Here is a 15,607-nt window from a genome sequence, read left to right as displayed (position 1 = left end):
ACATCCTTTGCGGAAACGTTTGCACTTTCTACTATCTAGTTTATCAGAAAGTTTAAATTTTAAATATAGAAAACTGGAGGTTAGCTCTTATTCTTGATACGTGCAAGAGGGGTTCATTTTAATGGGAAGGCTTTTTCGCGTGTCTACTAAATGAGATAAACATAAACTTTTTTTCCAAGGCTTTTATGATAATTCGCTTCCTTCTTTGACTAACCTGCCAAATACATAAATAATAAAGTAGGGAAATCTCTCACGAGACTTCCCCCTTATCAAACCGTACGTGCCCTATTAAGGCATACGGCTTACCCATATGTTATAGTGATTATCAAGAGAATGCGTTCCAGGCATTTTGCATCTTTTGGATTCTTTTAAGGGTGAAGTATTCTTCGCCCCTCTCTTTTGCTCTCTTTTTCGCAAGTTGGTGCTTTCTTTTTCTTTTAGTTTTCATTTCATCTAGATAGTCTTCTAAAGAGTAGTTGTAAGTTTTGTTTAAATAAAGCCAGTAACTCGAGATTAACTTAATACCTACAAAGAAACTATTATTCCATTTACTTCGCATCATGGCTTCTTTCCTCTGATTAGGATGTTTATGAATAAATGCTACTCGTAATCTCTTTCTTATATAACCATCTATTGACGATAAAATCCATCTCATCTTTCTAGTTATACAGTGGCTTTTCTGTCCCAGTTCTTCGTTCGCCTTAATCGCTTTGACTATCGTTACATAGTAATTTACTTTTCCTCGTATGATTGGATTTACTCGATTAATCCATTCTTCTTTACTTAGAGTTAACAGTTTTCGTGTCTTCTCTTTAATTTTCATTCGGAAGTCTTTAACCGATTCTTCTTTAGGAGTTACATGAAATTCAAGTTTATTGTTGTTTTCATTTGTTCCCCAATGATGAAATGTAAATCCCAGAAAGTCGAAGTCATCTTTCTTAAAATCAACAATTCTTGTTTTCTCTTTTGAAATTTCTAATCCTAATTCCTTCAACTTTTCTTTAGTTAGGGTAGCTGCCTTTTCGATTGACTCCTTTGATTTGGCAAACAAAAGAAAATCATCCGCGTAACGAACGAAGCGAATACCATTCAAATCCCATTCCCAATCCAATTCATTTAGATAGGCATTTGCTAAAAGTGGGGAAATTACTCCACCTTGAGGAGTGCCATAATCAGAATGAATGAGTTTACCTTGTTCCATATGTCCAACCTTTAGCCACTGTTCAATTAGACTTAGGACCGTTCGGTCCGAAACGTATTTCTTTAATACCCCTATTAGTTTCTTGTGTGGAATATTATCGAAGAAACCCTTTATATCACAATCGTAGATATGATTGTATCCTTGTTCTATATTCCATAAGATGATTTGAAGTGCTCTTTGAACTCCTCGGTTTGGTCGATATCCAACTGACCAATTATGAAATAATAGATCTTCGAATTTTGGTTGTAACACGTTTACTAGACTCTGTTGAACAATTCGGTCTTGGATTGTTGGAATTCCTAGAGGTCGTTTCTTTCCATTCTTCTTGGGTATGTATACTCTTTTAACTGGTTGTGCTTTGTATGTCTTTGTTTTCAGTTTTTCAAGTAATGACATAATATTTTCAGTCAGGTTCAATTCATAGCTTTCAATGGATTCACCATCAATTCCACCTGTTCCTTTATTCATCTTTACTTGTTCAAAACTTTGAGTTAGTTTTCGGTCGAATAATAATTGACCGTAAACACTATGTAGCTTAAATTTCCACTCTTGATTCATTACATATTCCATGCCTTTCCTTGATGTTCATTCAAACGGTTTTACCTAAGTAACTTGATTGTTAACATTCCATCTTGTCCATGACTTGGAGCCATAGGTCGTTCCCCTTCCGTTCATTCGATGTTATGGTCATCGAACTACTTCCGTACTATGAGAACGTCTGACTTCTCCACCCGTTCTTCATCACTTCGGATTACCCTTATAGATTAGAACCCTGCCTGTTTGGTAAGGTGGAGACCTCACGGGGTCATCGCATTTTCCTTCAAGACATACCCTGCACCATCACGTTATAAGCCACATTTCCTCGTTCTGACTTCTAAAGAAAATGCCATTTTAGTGGGCTTCCTCACTCTTCGAAAAGTCGCCAACTTACTCCGCCGCCGTGCTTCACACTTCTTGCATTAGGGTCTATCTTTTCGTCTACGGGTCTCTCGATTTACCGCATCTCCTTCAGACAATACCTCGCGATAATGCCCTAGATTAGACTTCTCGAGCTAGGTCAGTCTCCTCGAGAATGGATTTTCACCATCTGGAATTCATTAATTTATCCTTCATTCAGTCGTTACACCGAGGTGTCGTCTCTGTCTAGATAAGCAAATGAAGGGCGCTGACTAGGTCAGCACCCTATGCGACTGCCCGTCGCACAAAAAGCAACCGAATGGCTGCTCTTGTTGTTCAACTTAATCACGTCGATAGTGCAAGAAATGATATTCTTATTGCAAATAATATGTTACCAATTTGGATTATTTAAGGACTTGTGTTCATCGACATTCCTTCCATCGTCTTTGGCTAGTCATTAATACACTGGTTATTCAATACATATTATTCGACCATCCACACGACAACAAAATACACCTCTAAACTCAAAACAATCAGTAGGATCTAAATTTTCAATATCGTCTTCATCTAGCTTTCTAAGTTTATTTAGTATTTCTTGCATTCGTTGTATATCTACCTTTGTCACCTTATTTCCACAAGAGCAATTACATTTTCTCTTTTTCATTTAAAATCACTCCTTTATTTCAAATATATGTTCGAAATGAAGGAGGGCTTGTACAAACTACTATTAATGAAAAAAAGAGTCTAAAAAATTTATTAACTTTTGTACTTAGATCGATCTTATTCGAAATACTAATTTATTCCTTAACAGGGCATAAAAAATTAAAAACCCACAAGGAATTAATTCCTTGTGGGTTGCCTTAATCTATAGGGTATTTCAGGGAAGCCTAAAATTAAGAACTTATTTTTTTAATTTCATCCAAGTATCTTCAAGAGATTTTAACATTTCATCAGCAGATTTTTGCTTTCCAACGTAAGCTTGCATTGATGCACCAAACTCATTTGTAGCGCCATCTGGGTATTTGAACCAGTTCCAAGATAATGTTTTACCTTCAGCAGAGTATTTTTGTAAGTCGTCTGCGATTGGTCCTAAGTTTTTACCTTGAATTGTTTTTAAAGCAGGGATGAACTTGAATTTTTCTACAATGTATTTCTTACCTGTATCAGAAGTAACCATCCACTCTAAGAATTTCTTAGCTTCTTCTTTGTTTTTAGAGTTTTTGTTAACTACCCAGTTATTTGGTACTCCCATTGGTAATTTGTCCATAGCTGCTTTGTCATCGTTGATTGGAATTGGTAACACACCTAAGTTCATGTTTGGAGTAATTCCATCAATCATACCTTGAATCCAGTTACCTTGTTGGATCATAGCAGTTTTACCTTGAGCAAAGTTTGTAACTTGAGTGTTGTAATCAGTTGTTAAAGGATTTTTATTTCCGTATTTGATTGTTAAATCAAATAGTTTCATAAATTGTTTAAATTTCTCGTTGTCTTGAATTTTCACTTTACCTGAATTTACATCAGCCATGAATTTATCTGGATCTTGTTGTTGAGCGAAAGGAATATTTAATAAGTGAATTCCTAGAATCCACCACTCACCGTATCCAACTGAGAATGGTGTGATACCTGCTTTTTGAAGCTTTTCAGCTGCAGCAGTTAATTCGCTTAACGTTTTTGGTGCTTCAGTAATACCAGCTTTTGCGAATAAATCTTTATTGTAAATAAATCCATAACCTTCAGTATTCATTGGCATACCGTAAAGTTTGCCGTCAATTGTCATTGGTTTTTCAGTTCCTGGATATAAATCTTTTACCCATGATTGATCAGAAAGATCTTCTAATTTATCTTTCCAAGTAACTGCTTCTTGGAATCCACCGTTGTTAAAGATATCTGGCTCGTTACCTGAAGCAAATTGAGCTTTTAATGCAGCACCGTAGTCAGCACCGCCGCCAACAGTTTGAATTTTAACTGTTACGTTTGGATTTTCCTTATGGTAATCCTTCGCCATTTGTTCTAAATCTTTCGCAATCTCAGCTTTAAACTGGAATACGTTTAATGTTACTTTTTTATCCTTTGAATCATTTGAACCTTTGTCTGAAGATCCTCCAGAACAAGCAGAGAATAACATCACTGAAGTTGTTAATGCTGCTGCTACCTTTAGCATCTTTTTCATCCTAAAAACCCCCGTCTCAATATTCTATATTTTGAATACGCTTTCATTATACCTTTAAAAATAAACAACTATGGATAGCCTATATTGACATGATGGGTGGAATATATTGATAGCTTCCACCCAATCACATTATTTAATTGAACCGCTCGTAATACCTTTAATAATATGTTTCTGTGCTGCAAAGTAGAAAATTAATAGTGGCGTTATGCCTAAAACAAGTCCAGATAACGCTAAGTTCCACTGTTTTGTATATGCTCCAAAGAAGTAGAATGTAGCAAGAGGAATTGTTCTTAACTCCATATCTCTTAATACAAGTGATGGTAATAAGAAGTCATTCCAAATCCATAAAGTATTTAAGATAACAATTGTAACCGTAATTGGTTTTAATAGTGGGAAAACAACTTTCCAGAAAACCATAGTCGGTGAACAACCATCAATAATTGCTGCTTCCTCTAACTCAATTGGAATTGTTTTAATAAATCCATGATATAGGAAGATTGATAATGCTGATCCGAAACCTAAATACATTATGACTAGTCCCCAATGGCTATTCATTAAATGAAGCGTACTTCCAACTTTCACTAATGGGATCATAATTGATTGGAACGGGATAACCATTGTTGCTACAAAGATAAAGAAAATGATATTTGAAATCTTACTTTTTGAACGAACTAATTTATAAGCTGCCATTGAACAGAAAAAGACGATTACAACATTACTAACAATTGTCACGATTAACGAGTTCATTAGCGCTTTCCAGAAATTCATAACTTCAATTGCTTGTTGATAGTTTGTAAAATCTAAGCTTTTTGGAAGCGAAGATGTATTTTGTAAAATATCAGCAAATGATTTAAATGAGTTACCTAACACATAATAAAAAGGAACTAAGAAGATGAGAGCAAGTATAATTGCCGCTATTTCTAATATAAGAGTAAAGCCTGTATATCGTTCTTTTAGCATTATGCCTCAACCTCCCTCTTCTTCGTAATGTAAACTTGAATTACTGAAATTAACGCAACGACTACGAAGAATACAATCGCTTTTGCTTCACCTAATCCATAACGGTTATTTACAAAAGCTTCAGTGTAAATGTTTAAAGCCAACATCTCAGTAGACTTAAATGGTCCACCATTTGTTAATGAAAGGTTTGTATCAAATACTTTAAATGACCATGAAATTGTTAAGAATAAACAAACTGTTACAGCTGGTGCTACCATTGGAATAATGATTTTACGTAACACTTGGAATTTATTCGCACCATCAATTTGAGCTGCTTCAATTAATTCCTGAGGTACACCTTGCAGAGCCGCTACATAAATAACCATTATATAACCTGCACCTTGCCAAACTGCTACGATGACAATTGCCCAGAACGCACCTTTTTCTTCACCTAAAAGTGCTCTTTGTAAAAAGTCTGAATGCAATAATTGTCCAATTGAAATTAAACCTTTATTAAAGATGAACTGCCAAATGAAACCTAATAATAATCCACCGATTAAATTTGGAAGGAAAAAGACCGTTCTTAAAATATTGCTAGTCTTTAAGCTTTGCGTTACGATCAACGCTAAACCAAAACCAATCACATTGGTTAGGATTACAGCGAAAAATGTATATTTACCAGTTAATATAAACGAATGGATAAAATCCGTATCTTTCGTAAAAATGTATTTATAATTTTCAAGTCCGACCCACTTAGCAGAATCAGCTACACCATCCCACTGAGTAAATGAATAGAAAAAGCCGATTAAAAATGGCGTTAACACGATCGCTGCAAAAACAATAGTTGCTGGTCCTACAAACGTAAGATAATTTAAAAAATCTCTTAATTTTTTAGATGACTTCTTTGTCTTAGCATCTGTTAAATTTGTATCAATCACTTTTTTCGTTTCAATCATCTGTAACACCTCCACTATCATCATAAAATACCTCCGGGGTTGTGAAAACGTATTCATTTGAACAGTAGGGTGGAATATATTGACCAACTGAAAATTTAGCATGAAGACTCCAATTCTACCCTCCCTCTAAAATGAACCATATAAATTCTTTTAGATGCATTGCCATTCTTTCAAAATAGCAATCTTTAAATTAGATATTCATAGACAAATTCAGCTAAATTAAGTGATTTTTTTTCAAATCTCTAGTCAACTTCAATAGAATTTTGTCAAAACTAAGTAAAATTATTAGATTTTTCAGAAAATGAAGGGTTTTTGTATTAAAATAGCGAAATCAGAATGTGTTAAGAACAAAATGGAAAATTTAGGAGGAGGAGAACCCATGAAACACACTTGGAAAGTAGTAGCACTTAGTAGTGTACTTGCACTAGCGTTAACAGGTTGTGGCAAAGCCGATAGTATCAAAGTTGGTCAAGACGGCCAAAAAACACATAAGTTAGTATTTGCTACAACTGCAGATGGTGGAGCGTTTGGAAATTTAGAAAATGGAAAGTTTACTGGATTTGACATCGACGTTGTCGAAAGCATCGCGAAAAAGGAAGGCTATACAATCGAATGGAAAGACATGAAGTTTGATGGTATTATCCCTTCACTGAAAACAAAACAAATTGATGGCGCGGCTGCAGCCATTACGATTCGTGATGATCGAAAAGCTGTTACAAACTTCACCGATAGCTATTTTGAAAGTGGATTGGTGCTCGTTGTAAAAGATGGTAGTTCAATTAAAGACGTATCTGACTTAAAAGGCAAAACCATTGTCGCGAAAAACGGTACCTCCGGCTTAGAAAAAGCAAATGAACTTGCGAAAAAGTACGGTGCGAAAGTGAAGATTTTAGAAGATGAGCCAACGCTTTATTTAGACGTTCAAAATGGACAAAGTGACGCATTGATCAATGATTATCCATTTGTGGCGGATAAAATGAAATCAGGGACTGCAAAAGGCTTGAAAATTGTTGGCGAGCGCTTAACAGGGGAAGATTACGGAATTGCAATCGCTAAAAATGAGCCTAAAGTTTTAAAAGACTTTAACGAAGGATTAAAAGAGTTAAAAGAAGACGGTACATACGACAAGTTACATAAGCAATACTTCGGTGAATAACCAACTTCACAAAAAAGGCGCATAAGACCTGCGCCTTTTTTCACATCAATTGAATAAGGAGTGAAAATATGAGAGGTTTTGAATTGGTTTGGGATGACATGCCATTTTTGCTAGATGGTGCCCTTCATACGATCGAAATTGCGATCATCGCGCTATTTTTCGCAACTATTTTAGGTTTAATCTTCGGTGTATTTGCCATTAGTGGGAATAGGGTGTTAACAAATATCACACGAGTATATGTAAGTATCATCCGCGGAACTCCTCTGTATGTACAAGTCATCTTTTTGTATTTCGCGATTTTCCCGCTCTTATTTAAAGGTGGACTACCAGCAATGGTAGTTGGGTCACTGGCCTTATCTGTCAATGGTGGTGCGTATTTGTCCGAGGTATTTAAAGCAGGGATTCAATCGATTGATAAGGGGCAAGAAGAAGCAAGTCGCGCCATTGGATTTACGAATGCACAAACGTTTCGTCTTGTCATCTTGCCACAAGCGGTGAAACGAATGATTCCAGCTTTTTTAAATCAATTTAGTACGACCTTAAAAGATACTTCACTACTAGCAGTCATCAGCATCGTTGAGCTCATGTACAGTGCACAAATTAAGTATTCGAATAACTTCGAGATTTTTGCCTATTTATTCGTAATTTCTTTGATGTACTGGGTCATGGTAACCTCGATGAATATGTTCGCTGAAACCGTCGAAAGGAGAATCCTGAAATGATGATCGTATTAAAAGACATCGAAAAAGCATTTGGTGAAAACGTCGTGTTAAGAAACATCAATCTAACGATTCCAAAAGGACAAGTGGTGTGTTTAATTGGAGCGTCAGGGTCAGGGAAATCGACACTACTCCGTTGTATCAATCAATTAGAAATCCCGACAAAAGGAGACGTTTTTTTTGAAGGAGAGCTAATAACCGCTCCTAATCATGACATGACCAAAACGCGCCAACAAATGGGTATGGTATTTCAGCAATTTAATTTATTTCCACACAAAACGGTGCTTGAAAATATCACACTCGCACTTTGTCACATCAAAAAAATGGATAAATCGGAAGCTGAAAGACTGGCCCTTGAATACTTAGCAAAAGTAGATCTCGTTGAGAAAAAGGATACTTATCCACGCAGTTTATCCGGTGGGCAGCAGCAACGAGTAGCTATTGCACGGGCACTGGCCATGAACCCAAAAGTAATGCTATTTGATGAACCAACGAGTGCGCTTGATCCTGAAACGGTTGGAGAGGTTCTAACCGTAATGCGTAAACTCGCTAACGAAGGTATGACGATGATTATTGTGACGCACGAAATGGGCTTTGCGAAAGAAGTAGCCGACCGAATTTTATTTTTACATAATGGTACAATCGAAGAAGACGACATACCAATAGCTATTTTTGGTGGGGCGAAAAGCCAACGACTTCGTGCATTTTTAGATAAAGTGTTGTAACGAAATCGAAAGGATGAAAAAACATGACAAAACCAATCATCGGGATTACAACATCCTATGTGAAACATAACAATAATATGGAAGGAGTGTATATCCACCAGGATTACCACCAAGCCATTGAACGTGGTGGTGGCATTCCACTTCTACTACCGACAATTAGCGATCCAGATGCAATCAATTGCTATGTAAATCTTTGTGACGGGTTCATTTTCAGTGGGGGTGAAGACTTGGACCCGGTCTTTTTCGGGCAAGATCCACATCCGAAAATCGGCTTTTTTAAAACCGATCGCGATGAATTTGAGCTCACTTTATTTCACGCCGTTCGAAAAACAGGAAAACCAATCTTTGGTGTGTGCCGTGGACTGCAACTTATTAATGTCGCATGTGGTGGGACGCTCATTCAAGATATCGAAACACATTGCTCGCACATGATGCGACATGAGCAGACAGTTCCGCGCTCCCTCCCTTTTCACACTGTATCAATTAGAGAAAGCAAGTTGCATGAGATCATTGGCACAAATGAGATCAAAGTGAACTCCCTGCACCATCAGGCAATTGATGAACTTGGTGACGGTCTGGTAATCACCGCACGATCAAATGACGGGATAATTGAAGCAATCGAAGGAAGTGACGATCCATATTTGGTGGCGGTCCAGTGGCATCCAGAATCAATGAGCGAGAAACACGAAACAATGCAGCGTCTGTTTGATACGCTTATCAAAACAGCTTGTGAAAAAAGAGAAAGAGTTGTCCATAAGTCAGAGTAACTGACTTATGAACAACCTTTTTTTTATAAATTTTACAATCCTATGAACACTAAAAAACCGCCTTTAACAAGGCGGTCATACTCTTTATAACCTATCGCTAATACTTAGGATTCGCCCCAAATCGATTATCTCCCTCTTCACTATCCAAACAGAAGAAAACTATAAGAATAATCGTACCAATAAACGGAATGATTCCAATTAACAGCCACCAGCCACTTCTACCTGAATCATGTAATCTGCGGGCCCCTACTGCTAAAGATGGCAATATCGTCAAAAGTCCGTAAATTCCAGTTAATATATTATCGATATCCGCAATGCTTTGTAAAATCGAAAGTATAATAGTGATAATGGCATTAAACAGGAAAAACATCCAATACTCTGTTCTTCTAGCTCTTCCGCTGAATACTACGTAATTCTTTAATACTTTTAAATACCATTCCACGATGGATCCCTCCTAAGAAGTAAATACGGTACATTTAAGTCTATTCTTAATACCCATGTAACATTATTAATTTTTAATAATAGGACAATCAATTTTGAATTAACACAAAAAACCGCCTAAAAATAGGCGGGTATTAAGCTTAGATTATTTCGGTGCTGGGCCAAAGCGATCATCATTTAATGAACAGTTTATTGAGGAAATTTAAAATTATTAATGTATAATAGCTTATTATTAATTAAAACATTTTTTGGGAGATTTATTTTGAAACCTATTTTCATAAAATATTTACTGTTAATTTTTTCACTTTTGTTTATTTTTAGGTTTACATTTTTTCCAGTCGCTTCTTTAGGAATAGGTGTTTCTGAGGGTGGATTAAATTTAATCCCATTAATCAAACTGTTTAATGAGTTTAGCAGCATTAAACAATTTATCGTTAATATCTTTGGAAACATCATTCTTTTTGTACCATTTGGGTTTATTTTGACATCCATTAAGAAATCAAAAAAAATTATACTGATTGGCTTATTTTTATCCATAAGCATAGAAGTTGTCCAATTTATGATGTCTTTTAGAACCTCAGATATAGATGATGTTATTTTAAATACGATAGGGACATACATTGGGTATAAAATTTCAATGATCAATTTATTTAAGAAGTAATACATTTAAGTCTTATCCTAATACCCAATGAACATTATTAAATTGAATCTATCTTGGAACTGGTCCAAAACGATTCTCGTGATCTTCACTTTTAAAACAAGCAAGTATTAATAAAATAATTGTTCCTATAAACGGAATTAAACTAATTAAATACCACCAACCACTTTTACCAATATCATGTAATCTGCGAACACCGACTGCAATTAGTGGTAGCAAAGTAAGCAAACCATAAATTCCTGAAATCATGTTATCTGTATTTGCAAAGTTATCTAATAAACTAAGTAAAAAAGTAATAATTGCATTAATCAAGAAGAACATCCAAAATTCAGTTCGACTCGCTCTACCATGAAATCCTACATAATTTTTTAATACTTTTAAATACCATTGCACAACTAATCTCTCCTATGAAATTATTTTATCCAAAAGCTAGTGTATACTTCTTTTTTAATATTCCCATAAAAAAATCAAATCACATATTTCTTTTAAAAAAATTGAAAGATAATCAGTGAACAAATAAAAAAGGAAGTCCAAAATCTCGGACTCCCTCATCAAATAACTTATTTATTAACATGTGTTAACGTCGCACCATACGGAGTTACATCAAAGAAATCTCCATAACCAACAACTGTTCCGCTGCCGTTCGCAATTACTGATTTTCTAGATTTCCAAGTTTCTCTCCATTGTTCATTTACATCTGCAGCACGACGATTTACGATAATATTCATTTTTTTCGTTTCGATTTGTTCTTTTGTCATGTTTTTTGTATCAATTTTTTTAAAGTCATTTAATATTAAATTTGTCGTTTTATCCGATATCGCACCACTTTGAACAAATATATCAAACATTAGTGCATATCCTCTTTTTGTCCATAATCCGAATGTTTTGTAATACTTTTCTGTTTGATCGAAGTACCATTTTGAAGCATTAATTTGTTCATCAATACATTCTTTACTCGTACCTAGATTTTTAAAATAAGTCTTCCAAGGCTCTACAACTTGGTATTTATTATTAGGGTCACTTATTGAATCTCCCCAAGCTACCTGTTCTTTTGTCGATTTGTTCATAATGACATCTTTAAATGTATTATAAGAATCCGTATCTCCATTAAAAGCTTTTAAGACAACATCATTATGATTTGCAAACATATTTTTCATTATTGGTTGTAAAGTTTCTGTTCCAAAGTTTTCTTGAAGTGCGCCAAAAGATAATCCTGCTCCATCGAAATTACCACTTGTTGCACCAAATGCATCAGCTTCAGATGATGATGTTTCATACCATGAAGTGATTTCTAATGCCATCTTTTTTACTGATTCACTTGCTGGAAGCTTCACGGGACTAATCGTTTTTGTAGCTGGCTTTTTTGTAGCAACTTTATATTTAGTAGGAATAATTAATTTTTGTCCAATTCGAATTGAATTCGATTTTAATTTATTCTGCTTTTTAAGCTCTGTAACAGTTGTTTTATATGTTTTTGAAATTTTGTAAAGCGTGTCCCCTTTTTTAACTTTATAAACAACAGAAGCAGCATTAGCTGGTCCAACTACTGTTCCTAAAGAAATGACAATCGCAGTTGATAAAATAACATTTTTAATCGATTTTTTCATATTTGATTACTCTCCCTTACTATTAATCTATTGATCTAGGTTAAACTCAGGAATTTCATTTATATTCGCAACGATAATTACTATATCACGATAATTAATTGAGTTCATCACATAAAATCTTCCAATTGATAAATCTTCAACAAACAAAAGGTTTAAAAATGCATACAAAAAAGACAAACCTCATTCGAAATTATTTCGAAATAAGATTCGCCTTGGTTTTCACTATTCTACTGTTTCTTTAACTTATCCCAAGTATCCTGAAGTGATTGTAGTAATTGCTGTGGATTTTTTTGTCCTCCAACATATGCTTGCATTGAAGCACCGAATTCATTTGTTGCTCCGTTTGGATACTTAAACCAGTTCCATGAAAGTACTTTGCCTTCAGCTGAGTACTTTTGAATATCATCAGCAATTGGGCCTAAGCCTTTTCCTTCAATTGTTTTAACTGCTGGAATGAATTTAAACTTTTCAACGATATATTTTTTGCCTGTATCAGAGGAAACCATCCAATTTAAAAACTTCTTCGCTTCTTCTTTGTTTTTTGAATTTTTGTTAACTACCCAGTTATTAGGTACACCGACAGGGATTTTATCCATTGCATTTTTGTCATCATTAATCGGCATTGGTAGAAGACCAAGTTTCATATTTGGTGTAATGCCATCAATCATACCTTGTGTCCAGTTTCCTTGTTGCATCATAGCTGTTTTTCCAGATGCAAAATTTGTAACTTGTGTATTGTAATCCGTTGTTAATGGATTTTTATTTCCATATTTAATCGTTAAATCAAATAATTTTATAAACTCCTTAAATTTATCATTATCAGGGATTTTTACTTTCCCTGCATTTAAATCGGCGATAAATTTATCTGGGTCAGGTTGTTGTGCGAATGGAATATTTAATAAATGAATACCTAAAATCCACCACTCACCATAGCCAACTGAAAATGGTGTAATGCCAGCGTCTTTTAATTTTTTTGCTGTTGCCTCTAATTCAGTTAATGTTTTTGGCAATTGGGTTATTCCAGCTTTATCAAATAAGTCTTTATTGTAAATGAATCCATAACCTTCCGTGTTCATAGGCATTCCGAGTAATTTGCCATCAACTGTCATCGGTTTTTCTGTTTCCGGATATAAATCCTTCACCCAATCTTGATCTGACAGGTCCTCGAGTTTATCCTTCCAAGTAACAGCCTCTTGGTATCCACCATTATTGAAAATATCCGGTTCATTTCCTGATGCAAATTGAGCTTTTAATGCTGCTCCATAATCGGCACCCCCACCCACTGTTTGAACCTTTACCGTTACATTTTTATTTTCCTTTTGATATTCCTTTGCTAAAGCCTCTAGATCTTTTGCAATTTCAGCTTTAAATTGAAAAATATTTAATGTAATTTTTTCATTAGCACCAGGCTTTTTTGTTTCTTCTTTTTTATTATTACATCCAGTAAACAACAACATACTAGTTGATAAAACGGCAATCGACTTAAATAATTTTTTATTCATATGATCCTCCTTAACTTACTTTATTGAGCCACTTGTAATACCACGAATAATTTGCTTTTGGGCAGCGAAGAAAAAGATTAATAACGGTGTAATGCCTAAAACTAATCCGGCAAGTGCTAAATTCCATTGTTTTGTATACGCGCCAAAAAAATAAAAAGTAGCCAGTGGTATTGTGCGTAGCTCCTCATCACGCAAAACTAGAGATGGTAACAAGAAATCATTCCAAATCCATAACGTATTTAATATAACTATTGTTACGGTGATCGGTTTTAATAAAGGAAACACCACTTTCCAAAACACCATATATGGTGAACATCCATCAATAATCGCTGCTTCTTCAAGCTCAATTGGAATACCTTTTATAAAACCGTGATAGAGAAAAATTGAAAGTGCTGAGCCAAACGCTAAATACATAACAACAAGTCCATAATGACTATTCATTAAATGAAGTGTACTTCCAACTTTAACAAGTGGAATCATAATTGATTGGAAAGGAATTACCATTGTTGCAACAAAAATAAAGAAAATAATCGTTGAAATTTTATGCCTTGTGCGAACGAGCTTATAAGCTGCCATTGAGCAAAATAAAACGATCAACACATTACTGGCTACTGTTACAATTAAAGAATTCAATAAAGCCCTCCAGAAATCCATGACGGCAATCGCTTGGGAGTAATTTGTAAAATCTAAGGATTTTGGTAGCGATGATGTATTTTGCAAAATATCTGCAAAGGATTTAAACGAGTTCCCTAATACATAGTAGAAGGGTACAAGGAAAAATATCGCTAAAATAATCCCAAATAGCTCAAGCAAAAACGTCAGTCCGGTATATCGTTCATTTTCCACTATGCTTCAACCTCCCTTTTCTTCGTTAAATAAACTTGGAGAATTGAAATAGCTGCGACAACGACGAAGAAGACAATAGCTTTTGCTTCTCCTAATCCGTATCGATTGTTTACAAATGCTTCTGTATAAATGTTTAACGCAAGCATTTCGGTCGATTTAAATGGTCCACCACCAGTAAGTGATAAATTTTGATCAAATACTTTGAACGACCATGAGATTGTTAAAAATAAACAAACAGTTACAGCTGGTGCTACCATTGGAATGATGATTTTCCTTAAAGTCGTAAAACGATCTGCGCCGTCAACTTGAGCTGCTTCAATCAATTCCTGAGGTACACCTTGGAGTGCCGCTACATAAATAATCATGATATATCCTGCACCTTGCCAAATAGCTACAATAATAATTGCCCAAAACGCTCCGTTTGCAGTACCTAATAATGACTGCATTAGAGAATCGATACCTAGCGCAGCTCCTAATGAAGTGAGACCTTTATTAAAAATGAATTGCCAAATAAAACCGAGTAATAACCCACCTATTAAGTTAGGTAAAAAGAAAATCGTTCTAAGGATATTTCTTGATTTGAGCCCCTTCGTAACTAATAGGGCTAAGCCAAAGCCAATCAAATTCGTTAAGATTACTGCAAAAAACGTATACTTTGTGGTAATAATAAAAGACTGTTTAAAGTCTGCATCTTGCGTAAATATGTACTTATAATTATCAAAACCGACATAATGGATATTTCCGACTACCCCATTCCAATTTGTAAAGGAATAATAAAGACCCATTAAAAATGGAATAAGTACTAAAGCTGCAAATACTAGAAATGCTGGACCAACAAATACGATAAAACTTCCACTATTTCTACGTTTCTTTCGATAGGAGACCTTAAAGTCAGTAGCATCATCTACAACTGTTTCAACTTCTTTATTCATTGCTTTATCAAACTTTGACAACTATGTACCTCCCTTCATAACGATCTATAAAAAAAAAGCAACTCTACCTTATTATTAAAAAGTAGAG

The 15,607-nt window shown here is 35.0% G+C and carries 16 protein-coding genes; 5 read left to right on the top strand and 11 right to left on the bottom strand.

Translation table 11 applies throughout. The features are described from left to right. Positions 1 to 325 precede the first annotated feature (325 nt). The 5 genes from ltrA to BM319_RS12640 all read right to left on the bottom strand — a co-directional run bounded on the left by ltrA (position 326) and on the right by BM319_RS12640 (position 6,166). Entirely contained in the window at positions 326 to 1,759 is a 1,434-nt protein-coding gene (ltrA, locus tag BM319_RS12660) for a group II intron reverse transcriptase/maturase (RefSeq protein ID WP_091023222.1), read from the bottom strand. A gap of 808 nt (positions 1,760 to 2,567) precedes the next feature. Next, complete coding sequence (locus tag BM319_RS12655; protein WP_069032766.1) at positions 2,568 to 2,762, bottom strand: hypothetical protein; 195 nt, start codon at positions 2,760 to 2,762, stop codon at positions 2,568 to 2,570. Positions 2,763 to 2,999: 237 nt separating this feature from the next. Next, complete coding sequence (locus tag BM319_RS12650) at positions 3,000 to 4,271, bottom strand: ABC transporter substrate-binding protein (RefSeq protein ID WP_069032765.1); 1,272 nt, start codon at positions 4,269 to 4,271, stop codon at positions 3,000 to 3,002. Between the two features lie 129 nt (positions 4,272 to 4,400). Then, on the bottom strand, positions 4,401 to 5,231 hold the full coding sequence (locus tag BM319_RS12645) for a carbohydrate ABC transporter permease (RefSeq protein WP_091022939.1): 831 nt from the start codon (positions 5,229 to 5,231) through the stop codon (positions 4,401 to 4,403). After that, complete coding sequence (locus BM319_RS12640; protein ID WP_069032763.1) at positions 5,231 to 6,166, bottom strand: carbohydrate ABC transporter permease; 936 nt, start codon at positions 6,164 to 6,166, stop codon at positions 5,231 to 5,233. Before BM319_RS12640 ends, BM319_RS12645 begins: the two co-directional genes overlap by 1 nt. 379 nt (positions 6,167 to 6,545) lie before the next feature. Here BM319_RS12640 and BM319_RS12635 point away from each other — a divergent pair, with 379 nt between their 5' ends. The 4 genes from BM319_RS12635 to BM319_RS12620 all read left to right on the top strand — a co-directional run bounded on the left by BM319_RS12635 (position 6,546) and on the right by BM319_RS12620 (position 9,533). Then, positions 6,546 to 7,322: a transporter substrate-binding domain-containing protein gene (locus tag BM319_RS12635; protein ID WP_069032762.1), complete on the top strand. Its 777-nt coding sequence runs from the start codon at positions 6,546 to 6,548 to the stop codon at positions 7,320 to 7,322. Between the two features lie 68 nt (positions 7,323 to 7,390). Next, the gene (locus tag BM319_RS12630) at positions 7,391 to 8,044 is read left to right on the top strand and encodes an amino acid ABC transporter permease (protein ID WP_091022937.1); all 654 of its coding nucleotides are present in this window, start codon (positions 7,391 to 7,393) and stop codon (positions 8,042 to 8,044) included. Further along, positions 8,044 to 8,766 (top strand): amino acid ABC transporter ATP-binding protein, encoded by a 723-nt coding sequence (locus BM319_RS12625; protein WP_069032795.1) that lies wholly within the window; start codon positions 8,044 to 8,046, stop codon positions 8,764 to 8,766. The genes BM319_RS12630 and BM319_RS12625 overlap by 1 nt, the downstream gene beginning before the upstream one ends. A 23-nt stretch (positions 8,767 to 8,789) precedes the next feature. Beyond that, positions 8,790 to 9,533: a gamma-glutamyl-gamma-aminobutyrate hydrolase family protein gene (locus BM319_RS12620; protein WP_069032760.1), complete on the top strand. Its 744-nt coding sequence runs from the start codon at positions 8,790 to 8,792 to the stop codon at positions 9,531 to 9,533. A gap of 97 nt (positions 9,534 to 9,630) precedes the next feature. On the opposite strand, the gene BM319_RS12615 is transcribed toward BM319_RS12620, so the two are convergent. Next, positions 9,631 to 9,975: a DUF805 domain-containing protein gene (locus tag BM319_RS12615; RefSeq protein WP_069032759.1), complete on the bottom strand. Its 345-nt coding sequence runs from the start codon at positions 9,973 to 9,975 to the stop codon at positions 9,631 to 9,633. Between the two features lie 213 nt (positions 9,976 to 10,188). Between BM319_RS12615 and BM319_RS25250 the strand changes: the two genes are divergently transcribed. Then, positions 10,189 to 10,635, top strand: a complete 447-nt coding sequence (locus BM319_RS25250; RefSeq protein WP_091022935.1) for a VanZ family protein — start codon at positions 10,189 to 10,191, stop codon at positions 10,633 to 10,635. Positions 10,636 to 10,683: 48 nt separating this feature from the next. On the opposite strand, the gene BM319_RS12605 is transcribed toward BM319_RS25250, so the two are convergent. The 5 genes from BM319_RS12605 to BM319_RS12585 all read right to left on the bottom strand — a co-directional run bounded on the left by BM319_RS12605 (position 10,684) and on the right by BM319_RS12585 (position 15,519). After that, a complete protein-coding gene (locus tag BM319_RS12605) occupies positions 10,684 to 11,025 on the bottom strand; it encodes a DUF805 domain-containing protein (RefSeq protein WP_069032757.1) in 342 nt (113 codons plus the stop codon). Between the two features lie 167 nt (positions 11,026 to 11,192). Beyond that, the gene (locus BM319_RS12600) at positions 11,193 to 12,239 is read right to left on the bottom strand and encodes a LysM peptidoglycan-binding domain-containing protein (protein WP_025568578.1); all 1,047 of its coding nucleotides are present in this window, start codon (positions 12,237 to 12,239) and stop codon (positions 11,193 to 11,195) included. 227 nt (positions 12,240 to 12,466) lie between these two features. Continuing rightward, entirely contained in the window at positions 12,467 to 13,741 is a 1,275-nt protein-coding gene (locus BM319_RS12595) for an ABC transporter substrate-binding protein (protein WP_025568577.1), read from the bottom strand. Positions 13,742 to 13,756: 15 nt separating this feature from the next. Continuing rightward, entirely contained in the window at positions 13,757 to 14,587 is an 831-nt protein-coding gene (locus tag BM319_RS12590; RefSeq protein WP_069032754.1) for a carbohydrate ABC transporter permease, read from the bottom strand. After that, complete coding sequence (locus BM319_RS12585) at positions 14,587 to 15,519, bottom strand: carbohydrate ABC transporter permease (RefSeq protein WP_029715291.1); 933 nt, start codon at positions 15,517 to 15,519, stop codon at positions 14,587 to 14,589. The genes BM319_RS12590 and BM319_RS12585 overlap by 1 nt, the downstream gene beginning before the upstream one ends. Positions 15,520 to 15,607: the final 88 nt, after the last annotated feature.

Source organism: Bacillus sp. UNCCL81, assembly GCF_900112535.1.
Lineage (GTDB): Bacteria > Bacillota > Bacilli > Bacillales > Bacillaceae_G > Gottfriedia > Gottfriedia luciferensis_B.
The sequence above is the reverse complement of the archived record's forward strand: the minus strand, read 5'-3'. Positions and strand labels throughout refer to the sequence as shown.

Coding starts and splice junctions, on each gene's coding strand:
- BM319_RS12625 (WP_069032795.1), top strand. CDS start 8,044: ATGATCGTATTAAAAGACATCGAAAAAGCATTTGGTGAAAACGTCGTG.
- BM319_RS12640 (WP_069032763.1), bottom strand. CDS start 6,166: ATGATTGAAACGAAAAAAGTGATTGATACAAATTTAACAGATGCTAAG.
- BM319_RS12595 (WP_025568577.1), bottom strand. CDS start 13,741: ATGAATAAAAAATTATTTAAGTCGATTGCCGTTTTATCAACTAGTATG.
- BM319_RS12650 (WP_069032765.1), bottom strand. CDS start 4,271: ATGAAAAAGATGCTAAAGGTAGCAGCAGCATTAACAACTTCAGTGATG.
- BM319_RS12645 (WP_091022939.1), bottom strand. CDS start 5,231: ATGCTAAAAGAACGATATACAGGCTTTACTCTTATATTAGAAATAGCG.
- BM319_RS12630 (WP_091022937.1), top strand. CDS start 7,391: ATGAGAGGTTTTGAATTGGTTTGGGATGACATGCCATTTTTGCTAGAT.
- BM319_RS12620 (WP_069032760.1), top strand. CDS start 8,790: ATGACAAAACCAATCATCGGGATTACAACATCCTATGTGAAACATAAC.
- BM319_RS12635 (WP_069032762.1), top strand. CDS start 6,546: ATGAAACACACTTGGAAAGTAGTAGCACTTAGTAGTGTACTTGCACTA.
- BM319_RS25250 (WP_091022935.1), top strand. CDS start 10,189: ATGTATAATAGCTTATTATTAATTAAAACATTTTTTGGGAGATTTATT.
- BM319_RS12655 (WP_069032766.1), bottom strand. CDS start 2,762: ATGAAAAAGAGAAAATGTAATTGCTCTTGTGGAAATAAGGTGACAAAG.
- ltrA (WP_091023222.1), bottom strand. CDS start 1,759: ATGAATCAAGAGTGGAAATTTAAGCTACATAGTGTTTACGGTCAATTA.
- BM319_RS12600 (WP_025568578.1), bottom strand. CDS start 12,239: ATGAAAAAATCGATTAAAAATGTTATTTTATCAACTGCGATTGTCATT.
- BM319_RS12585 (WP_029715291.1), bottom strand. CDS start 15,519: ATGAATAAAGAAGTTGAAACAGTTGTAGATGATGCTACTGACTTTAAG.